The organism is Actinoplanes sp. NPDC051346 (assembly GCF_040682215.1).
GTDB lineage: Bacteria > Actinomycetota > Actinomycetes > Mycobacteriales > Micromonosporaceae > Actinoplanes.
The window spans coordinates 291,656-304,569 of sequence record NZ_JBFBAJ010000009.1 but is presented as its reverse complement, the minus strand read 5'-3'; the positions used below and the strand labels follow the sequence as shown (position 1 = coordinate 304,569).

The 12,914-nt window shown below is 71.0% G+C and carries 12 protein-coding genes; 4 read left to right on the top strand and 8 right to left on the bottom strand.

Annotated elements, in window-relative coordinates; translation table 11 throughout:
- Positions 1 to 11: 11 nt before the first annotated feature.
- Together AB0M36_RS23660 and AB0M36_RS23655 are read right to left on the bottom strand one after the other, a co-directional pair.
- The gene (locus AB0M36_RS23660) at positions 12 to 908 is read right to left on the bottom strand and encodes a VOC family protein (RefSeq protein ID WP_364160922.1); all 897 of its coding nucleotides are present in this window, start codon (positions 906 to 908) and stop codon (positions 12 to 14) included.
- 2 nt (positions 909 to 910) lie between these two features.
- Positions 911 to 1,927 (bottom strand): methyltransferase, encoded by a 1,017-nt coding sequence (locus tag AB0M36_RS23655; protein WP_364160920.1) that lies wholly within the window; start codon positions 1,925 to 1,927, stop codon positions 911 to 913.
- A 245-nt stretch (positions 1,928 to 2,172) separates the two neighbouring features.
- Here AB0M36_RS23655 and AB0M36_RS23650 point away from each other — a divergent pair, with 245 nt between their 5' ends.
- Positions 2,173 to 3,237: a D-alanyl-D-alanine carboxypeptidase family protein gene (locus AB0M36_RS23650; RefSeq protein WP_364160918.1), complete on the top strand. Its 1,065-nt coding sequence runs from the start codon at positions 2,173 to 2,175 to the stop codon at positions 3,235 to 3,237.
- Positions 3,238 to 3,249: 12 nt separating this feature from the next.
- On the top strand, positions 3,250 to 3,402 hold the full coding sequence (locus AB0M36_RS23645; protein ID WP_364160916.1) for a hypothetical protein: 153 nt from the start codon (positions 3,250 to 3,252) through the stop codon (positions 3,400 to 3,402).
- 35 nt (positions 3,403 to 3,437) lie between these two features.
- On the opposite strand, the gene AB0M36_RS23640 is transcribed toward AB0M36_RS23645, so the two are convergent.
- The 6 genes from AB0M36_RS23640 to AB0M36_RS23615 all read right to left on the bottom strand — a co-directional run bounded on the left by AB0M36_RS23640 (position 3,438) and on the right by AB0M36_RS23615 (position 9,108).
- On the bottom strand, positions 3,438 to 5,108 hold the full coding sequence (locus AB0M36_RS23640; RefSeq protein ID WP_364160914.1) for a CAP domain-containing protein: 1,671 nt from the start codon (positions 5,106 to 5,108) through the stop codon (positions 3,438 to 3,440).
- A gap of 204 nt (positions 5,109 to 5,312) precedes the next feature.
- Complete coding sequence (locus AB0M36_RS23635; protein ID WP_364160912.1) at positions 5,313 to 5,921, bottom strand: hypothetical protein; 609 nt, start codon at positions 5,919 to 5,921, stop codon at positions 5,313 to 5,315.
- Between the two features lie 37 nt (positions 5,922 to 5,958).
- Positions 5,959 to 7,200 (bottom strand): MFS transporter, encoded by a 1,242-nt coding sequence (locus tag AB0M36_RS23630; protein WP_364160910.1) that lies wholly within the window; start codon positions 7,198 to 7,200, stop codon positions 5,959 to 5,961.
- Positions 7,197 to 7,727: a PadR family transcriptional regulator gene (locus AB0M36_RS23625; protein WP_364160908.1), complete on the bottom strand. Its 531-nt coding sequence runs from the start codon at positions 7,725 to 7,727 to the stop codon at positions 7,197 to 7,199. The genes AB0M36_RS23630 and AB0M36_RS23625 overlap by 4 nt, the downstream gene beginning before the upstream one ends.
- A 39-nt stretch (positions 7,728 to 7,766) precedes the next feature.
- A complete protein-coding gene (locus tag AB0M36_RS23620) occupies positions 7,767 to 8,351 on the bottom strand; it encodes a hypothetical protein (protein WP_364160906.1) in 585 nt (194 codons plus the stop codon).
- Positions 8,352 to 8,421: 70 nt separating this feature from the next.
- Positions 8,422 to 9,108 carry a 2-phosphosulfolactate phosphatase gene (locus AB0M36_RS23615; protein WP_364160904.1) on the bottom strand — a complete coding sequence of 229 codons (687 nt, stop codon included), beginning with the start codon at positions 9,106 to 9,108 and terminating at the stop codon, positions 8,422 to 8,424.
- Between the two features lie 520 nt (positions 9,109 to 9,628).
- On the opposite strand from AB0M36_RS23615, the gene AB0M36_RS23610 reads away from it, so the two are divergent.
- Together AB0M36_RS23610 and AB0M36_RS23605 are read left to right on the top strand one after the other, a co-directional pair.
- Positions 9,629 to 11,626 carry a PEP/pyruvate-binding domain-containing protein gene (locus AB0M36_RS23610; protein ID WP_364160902.1) on the top strand — a complete coding sequence of 666 codons (1,998 nt, stop codon included), beginning with the start codon at positions 9,629 to 9,631 and terminating at the stop codon, positions 11,624 to 11,626.
- A gap of 14 nt (positions 11,627 to 11,640) precedes the next feature.
- Entirely contained in the window at positions 11,641 to 12,912 is a 1,272-nt protein-coding gene (locus AB0M36_RS23605) for an MFS transporter (protein ID WP_364160900.1), read from the top strand.
- Positions 12,913 to 12,914: the final 2 nt, after the last annotated feature.

The window sequence follows — 12,914 nt, the reverse complement described above, 5'->3', positions numbered from 1 at the left end:
GTGGCCCGCTCTCAGAGGTCCGCGTCGAGGATCCTGCGGATCTCCGCCCCGACGGACCGGGTCATGGCCTCTTCGGACGGTTCGCACAGGTAGTAGCGGTAGCCGCCCGGATCCGAGAAGGTGGCGGTCGCCCCGATCGGGGTCGCCAGTTCGCCGGTGAACGTGAGCCCCCGGGCGGACAGTTCGGCGGTGGACGCCGCCAGGTCGGCGGTGTGGAAGCCGAACGCGACACCCTTCGACCCCTCGGTGGCCACCTTGTGCAGCGCCGCGTGCTCACCCTCGCCGACGTGGTGGGTGGTCAGAAGAACACCTCCGGCGTCGTATTTCACGACGCCGTCGGCGACGCTTGTCACGCCGCGGTGACAGGTGTTGACCTCCATGGGTACGAGACCGAGCGTGCCGGAGTAGAAGTCCTCCGTCGCCTTCAGATCCTGGACGTAGAGGAACACGTAGAGCAGTTCCTGGTGGCCGTCCTCGCTGGTGCGGTGCGGGGCGTACGCGTCGCGCAGCGCCTCGATCTTGCGGCCGCTGGCCCAGCCCATCGCCCCGGTGGACACCTCGTAGAGCGAGAGCCAGTGGCCGTCCGGGTCGTAGAACTCCACCATCGTGCCGGCCCGGGACGTCTGGGAGGGCCGCACCTTCGCGCCCCGCTCCCGCATCTGAGCACCCGTGGCCTGCGCGTCGTCGACGAGCAACGCCAGCGTCAGGGAGCGGTCCGGGTCGCCCAGGGTAACGTCGGAGTCCGGCGCGCTCTGCAGGCTCAGGATGACGTGGCCGACCGGATAGCTCACCGACGTGGCCTGGGGATCGAGGGCGCGAAGGCCCAGCACCTCCTCGTAGAACCGCCGGGACTCCGCGAGATCGCGGACGTAGAGGGTGACGTACATCAGACGCGACTTCGTTAGCATCGTTACGGCTCCCGACCCTCGATGACGCTGTAACCGTGCTTGGTCGATGTGATCCCGGCCAACCGCAGGCCCGCGGCGCCCAGGAGCTTCGCGAAGTCCTCCGCCGTGCGCTCGCGGCCGTGGCAGCCGATGAGCATCAGCAGGTCCATGAGCAGAGCCGGGCTCGGGCCACCGCCGGTCGGCAGTACGAACTCGACGATGAGCAGCCGGCCGCCCGGAAGCAGCGTGCGGCGGCAGTTCGCCAGCACCTCGACCGACTCGTCGTCGGGCAGGCCGTGCACGACGCTCTTGAGGACGTAGACGTCGGCCGCCGGAAGGTCCTGGTGGATGTCGCCGATCACGGCGTCGCAGCGCTCGGCGACGCCGGCCCGGGCGAACACCCGGCGGGCGTCGTCGAGCACGCGCGCCTGTTCCACCAGCACGCCCCGGATGTCGGGACGGTTCTTGAGGATGGCGGCGAGCAGTTCGCCGTGGCCGCCACCGACGTCGACGATCACCTCGACACCGGCGAGGTCGTATCCGGCGATGGCGGCCGCGACCGGTACGGTGTGCCGCGACATCATCTCGTCGAACACCGCACCGGACTCGGGGTGCTCGGCGAGGTAGGTGAAGAACTCCTGGCCGAACAGGTTCTCGAAGGCGGGTTCGCCGGTGCGCACGCTGTGCTCCAGCGCACCCCACGCCTGGTAGCTCACGCCGCCGGACCAGAGCGCGAACGGGAGCACCGATCGCGGGTTGTCCGAGCGCAGCTGCTCACCGAGCGGCGTCAGGGAGAATCTGCGCTCACCGTCGGCGGCGAGGATCCCGTGGCCGGCCAGTGCGCGCAGCAGCCGGTGCAGGGCGTCGGGATGAGCGCCGACACTTTCCGCGAGCTCGGTGCTGTCCCGCGGCCCGTCCCGCAACTCGTCCGCGATGCCGAGCCTCGCCGCCACGTAGACGGCCTGCTGGAGCTGGTTGCCGACGAGCAGCCGGGAGAGGGTCTGGGCGGCGGACGTCGTCGGTGCCGGTGTGCTGGTCATGGTGTGACGGCTCCCCCTGATCGCCGAATGCCGCGATCGTATGCAGCCGAGGCGGGGGAATCTTTCTCCTCGCTTGCGCATGTGCGGGGCGCAACCTGCCCGCTCCCCGACCGGGCCGCGACTGCACCCGTCGGTCACGAGACTCGACGGAACACCACTTGACCAGGCCCTGTGCCCACAGGCCGCCCCTTGGGCTGCCGTCCGTACCGCCCTGACCGATCGAGGCCGAGGAGCGTATGTCACAGATGACGACACGACGGGAACATCGACCCGGCTGGATTTTCACCGCAACGGCCGTCGCGGCTCTCGCCACGGTCCTGACGGTCGCCGGCGCGCCCAGCCCGGCATCCGCCTCGGTCCCTCGCACCGCGCAGCGGTGGGCCTCGCTGATGTTCCACAGCCTCACCCCGACCCCGCAGTACGTCCAGCTCCGCAAGACCCTCGCCGCCCAGCGGGCCAGCCTCGTGACGTGGTCCGAGCGGATCGGCACGGGCAGAACCGCGCATGCCGCCGCCCAGTCCGCGCTGACCACGGCCATCACCGCCGACGAGGCGACCCGTACCCAATATGCGATCGCGCGGGAGGCGCTGGCCAGCGCGAGGAACAGGCTGACCCTGGCGTCGCAGCAGCGGCCGCGCAACGCCGCCGCCGTGGCCGCGGCGAAGACCGTCGTCACCGCCACGGCGAAGACGACGGCCGCCCGCAGGGGCCAGGCCGGCAGGGCCGCCGCGGCGCTGAAGGCGGCGCAGACCGCCTCCCGGACCGCCACCACCCGCCTGGACGGGGCGATCGCCGCCTGGCAGAGGACCTCCGCGGCGATCCGGACGAACCAGCAGAGGCTCATCGAGCTCGACAAGTCCGCCGAGCTCGCCGGTCAGGCCGCCGCGATCAGCCGGAACGTCGTCACCGACGTCCGCTCCAGGTTCGTCGTCGCCGACACGACGAGCGTGAACGGCGTCACCGTGCACAAGAGCGTCTCGTTCGCGTTCCGGCGGATGCTCGCCGACGCGAAGGCCGACGGAGTCGTGCTCTCCGGTGGCGGGTTCCGGACCAAGCAGCGCCAGATCGAGCTGCGGAAGATCAACGGCTGCCCCGACGTCTGGAAGGCGCCGGCCTCGTCGTGCCGGGTGCCGACGGCGATTCCCGGCCAGTCGCTGCACGAGCTCGGCCTGGCCGTCGACATCACGTCCGGCGGCAGGTCGCTCACCGCGAACAGCGCCGGCTTCCGGTGGCTGTCCGCGAACGCCAGCAAGTACGGGTACGTGAACCTGCCCTCGGAGCCGTGGCACTGGTCGATCACTGGCGGCTGACGGTCATCCGATGTGCTGGCCACCGCGATCCCTGGCTTCCCGGTCTGGGACCTCGCCGGGCTCGTCGGCAGCACCGCGTGGGCACTCTGGGTGGTCGCCCTCGGCGTGGTGCTCTTTCGGCGGCCGTCGACGTCCGAGACGGCCGTACCGCCCGCCCGGCCCTGAGATCGGGCGGGCGGACGGTACGGGTACGGGCGATGTCAGAAGGTGGCGCCGAACTCCTGCGTCCACATCGGCACCTGACGACCGGAGTCGTTGCGGAAGGCCAGTCCCACACCGATGTTCTTGTAGCCGCACTTGAGGATGTTGGCGCGGTGCCCGGAGCTGTTCATCCACGCCCTCATGACCGCGGCCGGGGTGGCCTGACCGAACGCGATGTTCTCACCGGTCAGCCGGAACCGGTAGCCGGCTGCGGTGACCCGCTGGGACGCGCTCTTGCCCTGCGGGTTGGTGTGCGAGAAGAACCTCTTCGCCGCCATGTCCCGCGAGTGGGCCCGCGCCGCTCCGGCCAGCCGCGCGTCGACGGTCAGCGCGGAGCACCCGGCCTTTGCCCGCTCCTGGTTGACCAGGCGCACGACCTCGGCCTCGGCCTTCGCCGTGGCGGACCCGCCACCCGTCGGCGGCTGGGAGGGCTTCGGGGAGGTCGGGGTAGGCGTGGGCTGCGGTGCCGGTGCGGCGCCGCCGGTGGTCACCAGCTGCAGACCCTCGGCCCGCAGCACGGGGTTGATCGGCTGGTAGACCGAATTCGCCCGGCCGCCGCGGCAGTTGCCGGACCCGCCGGAGAGCACGGCCTGCGCCTGGTTGCCGGCGAGCAGGGAACCGCCCGAGTCGCCGGGCTCGGCGCAGGCACTGGTGATGACGAAGCCTCGCACGGCACGCCCGCTCACGGTCAAGCTGGCGTTGCGGGCGGTGATGACCCCGCAGCGGGTGCCGGTGGTGGACCCGGTCCGGCACACCGACGCACCCACCGGAGCCTCCTTCGACCCGGCGATCGGCACCTCGCCACCGGTGGTGGCCACCACCGGCTTCGGCGTCCAGTTGCGGTTGACGTCGACAACGGCGTAGTCGTTGCCGCCGCTGTTGCCGAAGTTCGACACCCGGAAGGTTCCCTGGGCGTTGTTCGAGGCGACCGTCGTGGCGCCCCGGTTTCCACAGTGGCCGGCGGTGACGAACCCGGTGGTCACCGGGAAACCGACCGAGCAGCGCGACGAACGGTTGATGATGAAGGCGTCCCCACCGCGTACGTCGAACATGGCGGTGAAGTCGGCCGGCACGCTCTGGACGCGCACCGCGTCGCTGTCGAGTCCGGCCTTGCGGGCCCAGCTACGGGCCTTCTTCTCCCCGCCGTCGCGGGCCAGCAGCGTGACGGTGTTGGTGCTGGGGTCGACGTACCAACCGGACACCTGCGCCGGCGCCTTGCCCGCCCGGCCGTCGAGCCGGCCCTGCGCCGCCTCGAGCTCACCGCGGCTCTGCTCGACCACCTTCGCGTCCGCACCCGCGGCGCGTACCTTGTCGGCCAGGGCGGGATCGGTCACGGCAACCGTCAGCTTCCGGGTCCCGGAGCTGATCCAGGCGCCGCCGAAGGCGTCACCGGTGACCGTACGCAGCTTCGACTCGAGCTCCGGCGTGACCGCTTCCGCTCCCAGCCGCTGCTCCGCGTCGCTGCGGCTCAGCTTCAGGTCCCGTTCCATGGCGGCCAGCAACCCGTCCGCCGGGCCGGCACTGCCCTGCCCAGCCCCCGGTGCCCGCACGGCGCCGGACGATCGTTCCGACTTCGCCTCGGTGCCCGCCAGGGCCGGGACGGTCAACACCACCGCCAGGCCCGCCGCGGACACCATTGCCACCGTCGCGACGATCCGTCTCGCCTGCATGCTCCACCTTTCCCCCACCGCACCCCACCGGCGGACGCCGGCGAGCCGTCACCGAGCGTGACGATCCGGGACGGATCGCCGGCGTCGCATCGGCGCGGACCCCGGTACTCTTCCGGGGGTCGGTGACCCCCGGAAGCCGGCACAGGAAGATCTAAGAAACGGCTTAGGTGGCGTTCAGGGGACGTGGTTCACGGTGCCTCGGTGCTACGGCAGCGTGACGTACTGCCCGAGGAAGGTGCGGGCCGTGTCCGTGTCCATGCGGTACACCACGTTCGTGGCGTAGCAGGGCGAGTCTCCGGTGACCGTCGTCGCGGCCAGCATCCGCTTGCCGTCGACGGTCAGGAAGTTCGGCCCGCCGGAGTCGCCGTAGCAGGCGCCGCCGAACCCACGGCTCTCGTTCATCGCCAGGCGTACCCAGGTCGGGTTCAGCGCGTTGAAGCCCACCAGCGCCTTCCTCCGCACGCCGCCGCCCGGGTGCGTGTGACCGCCGGGGCCCCGCTGGGCCTCCTCGGTGCCGTAGCCGACGGTCAGCCACTGCGACGCGTCCAGGGCGCGGGCGCCCAGCTTGGCCAGTTGATTGCGGGCCGGCAGCTTGGTCGGGGTGAACGACCAGCGGCTGTCGAGCCTGGCGCTCTGGTTCTGGTTGAACGTGATCACGGCGATGTCGTGCGAGTCCGCGGAGTTGCCAGGGTAGGCCGGGCTGGTGTGCTGGGTGCCCTCGACGCCCACTTCGGCGGCGATCTGCGCGGGGGTACGGCCGGGCACGGCGCTGGCCGCGGCCAGCGCACCCACCACGTCCTGGGCGAGCGACATAGAAAGGGTTCCCAGGTCACAAGCCTGCAGCTCGTCATCACCCGTGCCGTTGCCCCGCTGACGTGCCGCTGGTCGGCCAGCGGGCCTCGCGGATTCGCCGATCGGCGGCGGCCCAGGTGAGGGTGACGGCGAGTACGCCGGCAAGCAGGACCACCGCCCCGGCCCCCGGTAACAGCTCCAGCAACAGCCCGGAGCCGAAGACTCCGACCGACGCGCCGGCACCGAGCACCGTCATGAAAGCGGTGAACGCGCGGCCGCGCTGCTCGTCGGGTATCTGGCGGAAGATCAGGACGTCGACCAGGACCCGCATGGACGGCCCGCCGAGGCCCAGCAGGAACAGCGCCGTCGCGAGCCACCACGCTCCCCAGGGCAGCGCCAGCGAGGCGATGAAGGCGACCGCGGTGAAGCCCAGCAGGAGCATGAGGGAGCCCGGCGAGAACGCTCGGTGCAGCGGCTTGACCAGGACCGTGCCCGCGAGCCCGCCCAGTGCGAGCCCGATCGACGTGAGGCCCATCATGGTCGGGGACGCGCCGGCCCGGTGGAGCAGGACGACCACTATCAGGATCAGCGGTGCGGTCACCGCGTTCAGCGCCGTGGCGAAGATTGTGCTGTGTCTCAGCACAGGGGTGCGCCAGAGCATGGTGAGGCCCGCTGAGATGCCCTTCGACCGGGGAACCGCGGGTGTGCTCGGCAACCGGACGAACAGGGCGCAGAAGAGTGAGACGAGGAAGGTCAGCGCGGTGGCGATGAAGGGCAGCACGGTCGCCGCCGCGTACAGGAGGCCGCCTAGCGGTGGTCCCGCGAGGCCGGCGGCATGGGTGCGGACCTCTTCCTGGGTGAGCGCCGCGGTGAGGTGTTGTGGTGGCACCACCGCACGCACCAGCAGCATGCGGGCCGCGCCGCCCAGCGGCTGCACGGCGCCCACCGTGGCCGCCACTATGAGCAGGTGGGGCAGTGTCAGCGCGTCGGCCAGGACGGCGACGAGCACACTGACCGAGGCCAGGGCCCGGACGCTTTCCATGATGACGAGGAGCGCGCGTCGGTCGTAGGAGTCCGCCAGTGCGCCGGCGGGTAGTCCTACGAGCAGGGCGACGAACAGTTGCAGGCCTCCGAACGCGCCGGCCCAGGCGGCCGATCCGGTCACGCCCAGCACCACCAGGGGGTAGATCAGGTCGGTGACCTCCTTGCCCAGGAAGGCGAAGGCCGATCCGCCCCAGAGCAGCTGGAAGTCCTTGTTCCTGCGCAGCGGTGGCAGCGTGGTTCCGGCTTGATCGGTCATCTGCTCTCCTGTGTGGAGGATCGGAGAAGGCGCTCCAGCTCGTGGTGGGCGTGTTCGAGGATCGACGCCGCCCGGACCAGGCGTTCCGGTGGTGCCGCATCGGTTAGTCGAGCGGCGACGAGCTGGAGCTCGCGGCAGATTTCCTGGAGGTGGGCGGCGTCGGAGGCCGGCGACGGCGGCTCCGCGGGCCAGAGTCCGGCGAATTGCGCCCGCTGTTCCGCCGCCACCGCCCGGCCGAGTCGCGTCAGACGGTGACGGCGCTCCGGATCACCGGCCGGGATGGTCGCCAGCCTTTCGTCAATGAGCTGGGCGAGGGTGGGGTAGATCGAACCCGCGCTGGGACGCCACCGTCCCGCGCTGCGCGTGACGATCGACCGGATCAGCTGGTAGCCGTTGCTGGGCGACTCGTCGAGCAGCCCGATCAGTGCGATGCGGACGTTGCCCTTGCGCACCCTCGAACCGGCTCGTGGTGGGGGCGGCGGGGGCGCGGGTGGCAGCGGCGGTTCCGGCGGCAGCGGGGGACGCATGCGGCCATGATAGCGATATATCGCTATCGGTGTCGAGCGTCAGGAGCCCGTTCCGGAGCAGGTGGCCGTGGTCGCCAGGAGCGGGGCGAGGAAGCCGAAGACGACGGTCGCGGTGACGCCCACGCTCAGGGCGTACCGGATCAGCGGTCCGGCCCGGCGGGCGGCCAGGGCCGTCGCGCGGCCGGCGGCGAGGCCCAGGGCCAGGGCGACGCCGATGAGCAGGATCGGCGCGCGATACCAGGCGACGTCCGGCGGGATGGTCTCGCAGCCGTCGGCCGCGCTGACCAATGTGATCAGCACCGCCGCCGGGAGAGACACCACGGCGCCGAGGACGGTGATTACCGTGCCGATCCCGAAACGCCCGCGGCGGGTCTCGACCGCGTGGGAGCCGATGGCGAACGCCGCCGTCGGGCCGAGGAGCGGCAGGACCCATTCGAGGGCGCTCCCGGCCTGGCGGCGTTGGTCGGACCAGTAGAACAGGTCGAACGCGGCGATCATGCTGAACTCGACGAGCAGGACGGCCAGCACGTACAGCGGCACCGATCGCGGTGGGGTGACCGGCTCGTCCGGCCGCGGCGCCGCGACCTGCTTCACATTGACGACCGCCCAGTCTCGGTGACCCACGATGTTCCAGCCCTCCCGTCGTGCGGCGTCGCACAGTCAAGGGGAAGAACGTAAATATCCGGTACGAAGATCATTCGAAGTGCGTCAACCGCGCGGTGCCGTCCCGGTCCTCGACCTGGATGGTGAAGTCGAACCGGTCGGCTTGCAGGCACAGGTCCACGTCGTCGGGGTGGATGCCGCGGTAGCCCCGCCGTACGCCCTCGATCAGGGTGTTCGCCGCGGGTGACACCCTCGCGCGCCGCAGGAAGGAGGCCGCGGGCGTCGCGGGGTTCTCGACGAGCGCGGCGATGTACTCGGCGCAGGCGAGGTCCTCCTCGGCCGTGCCGTCGTCGCCGGTGATGAGATACGTCACGCCGGTCGATCCCTGTTTTCGCAGCGTACGGGCCGTCGCGGCGGCGACCACGAAGCCGGCGCACAGGACCCGGCGGGCGTGCCGGGCGGCGAGCGCGCCGCGCGTGCCCGACGTGGTCGTCTGCACCAGGGTGCGGCCCGTCAGGTCCAGCCTGGACATGTGGCCGGGGGAGTTCACGGTGTCGAATCCCTCGGCGGGCGGGCCGTCCTTGCACGTGAGCGCCTCGGGATGCTTCGCCTTGAGGGCGAGGGCGTGCTCGACATCGGAGGCCAGCAGGATGCGCTCGGCTCCCCGCGCGAACGCCCATGCCGCGACCGTGAAGGCTCGCATGACGTCGATGACGACCACGGTTTCCGCGTCCGCGTCCAGGGTAGGGATTCCCAGGAACCGCGCGTCTTTGATCATTCGCGCAGCGTAGCGACGCCGAGCCGGTGACCCTTAACAAAGATAGATATGTCGATCGGAGGGGGGAGCTTGCGGAGAGCGACCGAGTCGATCTCTAGAGTCATCGAATCGGCGACATGACCTGTCCGCCGTCATCGCTTCAAGGAGAGACGTTGCACTTCACCAAGCGCATCGCACTGTCCGGGCCTGCCGCGATCACCGCCATGACCGCTGCCGATCTGCCGACTCTCGGACGTTCGACTGTCCACCGTTCCGCTCGCGAACCGCACCTCGGAGCCGCGACCGCGCCCTGACGCGCCCGCCGCGACTCGCCCGACGCGTCCGTGAATGCCGCGAGGCGTGCCCATAGGCACCCCGCCAGGAGCGCTCCGGCAGCGTGACCGGCGTCTCCGCCCGCCCGACGGGCGTCTGTGAACCCTTCCACCCCGTGCGGCCCGCACAGCGAGCACGCACGTGCGGTGGTGCCCGCGCGCCGTCGAAACCACCCCTCATGACGGCCAGCCGAGAAGGAATGACGACAGTGGACACTCTGACCCCCCAGGACTACCAGGCACCGCCCGCGCTCGTCGGAGAGCGGTTGACCGTCGAGGCGTTCGAGCAGCTCGCCGGCACGCTGTCGGGCCACCGGTTCGTCAAGGTCGTGGTGGACCGACCCGCCGGTGTCATCCACTTCATCGACAACCGCCAGTACGCGTTCCACGGCTACTACATCGCCGACCACATCCTGCGCATCACGCGCCAGGAGCTGGAGGCGAACGTCGACGAGTACAACCACGCCTTCTACGCCGAGGAGGACCGGCGGCTCTACCTGGGCCTGCTGTCGATGCACACGCGCGAGGACGACACCGGCGCCCGGCGGTTCCTGTGCCTGGAGACCGTCGAGGTCGACACGATGTCCACCGAGATGCTGCGGTACTTCTACGCGTTCGTCGCCGACAGCGTCGACCCCGGCCTGCCGTTGCTGTTCAAGCCCGCGACTCACCGCCAGGAACAGCAGCTCACCGACGTGCCGGCCACGGAGATGCCGCGCATCGCGGCGCACGAGATCTTCTCCGCGGCCTCGTTCGTGGCGCTCCAGCCCGGCGTGGCGAAGGGGCGGCTGCGGGCCTTCCGCGACGAGGACGCCTACCGCCGGGCCGACCCGCCGCTGCAGTGGTACGACATCATCGCGATGGACCGGGTCCCCGACGACATCCCGCGACTGGCCGGCATCATCAACGCGGAGCACACGACGCCGCTGTCGCACACCAACGTGCTGGCCGCCGGTTGGGCGATCCCCAACGCGATCCAGCTCGACGCGTTCACCCGCATCGAGTCCGCCGGGCTCGACGGCGCCTGGGTGCGGTACGAGGTCGCCGCGAGCGCCGACGCCATCGCGCTGACGCCGATCGAGCGGCCGGACGACCTGGACCGGCGCCCCGCCTGGGTGGCGCAGCAGGTCACCGTCGAGGAGCCCGAGGTCCACCTGAGCCCGATCGCCGGCCTCGACGAGATCCGGGCGGCCGACCGCTACCGGTACGGCACCAAGGCCGCCAACCTCGGCGAGCTGCACCACGTGCTCTCCCGGGGTTCCGAGCGCCTGCTCGGCTTCTATCGCACACCGCGGCCGCCGCGCAAAGACCTGATCGGCTACCTGCGGAAGCTCCTGGACGCCCCCGGGCCGGCGGGCCTGTCGCAGGCCGCGAACGGGCTGCTGCGCGAGCTGGTCTGGGTGCCGCGCGGCATCGCCCTGCCGTTCTCCCTCCAGCGCGAGTTCCTCGAGTCGTCGCCGGCCATCCAGCAGACCATCGGCAAGCTGAAGATGGCGCTCGAGCTCGACGCGCGGGAGGTGGAGCCGCTCTGCCTCGAGCTGCAACGCCTGGTGCGCCGGACCCGCGTTCCCGAGTCCATCCGCTCCCGCGTGGACGACGCCCTCGTCACCCACCTGGGCGGGGTGGCGAGCTTCGTGGTGCGCAGCTCGTCGAACGCCGAGGATCTGGCCGGGTTCTCGGCCGCCGGCATCTACGAGTCGGTCAACCACGTCACCACCGCCGACCACGTCATGGACAGCCTCAAGACGGTGTGGGCGTCGCTGCTGTCGCCGCGGAGCGTGCGGCTGCGCCAGCAGGCCGGCATCTCGCTCGACGACTCGTACATGGGTGTGGTGATCCAGGAGGAGGTCGCCTCGCGCATGGGCGGCGTCATGGTGACGACGAACCCGTTGGCGCTGGCCGACTTCCGCAACGTCTACCTCAACGTGTCCACGCGGTCGGTGACCGAGGTGGTGGCGGGCTCGCACGCGCCGATGCAGTACCTGTTCAACACGGTGGAAGGTGGCGGACGCACGGTGTCGCTGGGCGACGCCGAGCGGGATCTGCCCGAGGCCGACCGGGCCCGGCTGCAACGGCTCGCCGTGGTCGGGCGCCTGCTGCAGGCGCACTTCTCGCCCGACTACACGTTCTCGGCGCCGGTCGACATCGAGTGGGTCGCCGACGACGACCGCATCGCGATCGTCCAGCTCCGTCCGTACTCGGCGTGACCGTGGGAGCCGCCATGTCCACCGCCACCGCCGCGCCGCCACCGACCACCTCCCGCGGGGCACCCGCGCCCGTACGCCGGGTGGTCTGGACCCACTATGGCTTCCAGTTCTTCTTCGGCCTGCTGGTCTGGGTCCCGGTGTTCTACACCTACCAGCGCGTCGTCGGCCTCGACGACCGGCAGATCTTCGGCATCCAGAGCATCTACTACATCGCGTTCTGCCTGTTCGAGATCCCCACCGGGCTCCTCGCCGACCGCCTGGGCCTGCGACGCAGCATGATCGGCGGGGCGGCGGTGCTGCTGCTGGCCAACCTGGTGCCGGTGGCCGCGCCCGGCTACGCCGGCTTCCTCGCCCACTGGTTGCTCATCGCGCTGGCACGGTCGTTGGTGTCGGGCGCCGCGAGCGCGTACCTCTACGAGTACCTGCAACGGCACGAGGCGGCCTGGTTCTATCAGCGTGCCGAAGGCAACGCGCGGGCGTACAGTCTCATCGGCAAGATCGTGTGTTGGCCGGCGGCCGGCGTGCTGATGGCGTGGCTGCCGGCCAGTGTCTACTGGCTCACCGCCCTCAACGCGGCCGTGGCGCTGGTCCTGGCGCTCCGCCTGCCGGCGTTGCTCGGCGCGGATCCGGAACATCCACACGCGACGGCGCGGCCGGCGTCGACGTGGCGGACCGTCGGCGGCGCGGCCCGGTTCCTGCGGCGGTCCCCGCTGCTGATCCTGATCATGGTGCAGGGCATCGCGGTCTTCACCCTGTCGCGCATCCTGCAGGTCAACCTGTTCCAGCCCATCCTGACAGTCAAGGACACGCCGGTCGTCTGGCACGGCGCCGTGCTTGCCGCGATGACGGTCTTCGAGGTTGCCGGGGCCGCGGCAAGCCACCGGGTACGGCGCAACACCCGCGACCTGGCCGCCGTGTCCGTCCTGACGGTGGTGATGGCGGCCAGCCTCGCCCTCGTGGTGCCCGCCCCGGGCGTCTTCACCATCGTGTGCCTGTGCGCGTTCTCGCTGGTGGCCGGCCTGGTCTATCCGGTCCAGCGCAAGCTGCTCAACGAGGCGATCACCGACTCCCGCTACCGCGCCACGCTGCTCTCGATCGAGTCCCTGATCGACCGCGCCGTCTGCGCCGTGGTGGCCCTGCTGCTCGGCAGCTACCTGGCCACCGGGCGCCTGCAGACGTTCCTGCTGCTGTCGGCCGGCGCCGCCGTCCTGCTCATCGTGCTCGTGGCTCCCCTGTCCGCGCTCGTTGCCCGGCGGCAGCGCGCCGCCGCCGACCTCGCCTCCTAGCG

Coding starts and splice junctions, on each gene's coding strand:
- AB0M36_RS23655 (WP_364160920.1), bottom strand. CDS start 1,927: ATGACCAGCACACCGGCACCGACGACGTCCGCCGCCCAGACCCTCTCC.
- AB0M36_RS23635 (WP_364160912.1), bottom strand. CDS start 5,921: ATGTCGCTCGCCCAGGACGTGGTGGGTGCGCTGGCCGCGGCCAGCGCC.
- AB0M36_RS23625 (WP_364160908.1), bottom strand. CDS start 7,727: ATGCGTCCCCCGCTGCCGCCGGAACCGCCGCTGCCACCCGCGCCCCCG.
- AB0M36_RS23640 (WP_364160914.1), bottom strand. CDS start 5,108: ATGCAGGCGAGACGGATCGTCGCGACGGTGGCAATGGTGTCCGCGGCG.
- AB0M36_RS23660 (WP_364160922.1), bottom strand. CDS start 908: ATGCTAACGAAGTCGCGTCTGATGTACGTCACCCTCTACGTCCGCGAT.
- AB0M36_RS23615 (WP_364160904.1), bottom strand. CDS start 9,108: ATGATCAAAGACGCGCGGTTCCTGGGAATCCCTACCCTGGACGCGGAC.
- AB0M36_RS23605 (WP_364160900.1), top strand. CDS start 11,641: ATGTCCACCGCCACCGCCGCGCCGCCACCGACCACCTCCCGCGGGGCA.
- AB0M36_RS23630 (WP_364160910.1), bottom strand. CDS start 7,200: ATGACCGATCAAGCCGGAACCACGCTGCCACCGCTGCGCAGGAACAAG.
- AB0M36_RS23650 (WP_364160918.1), top strand. CDS start 2,173: ATGACGACACGACGGGAACATCGACCCGGCTGGATTTTCACCGCAACG.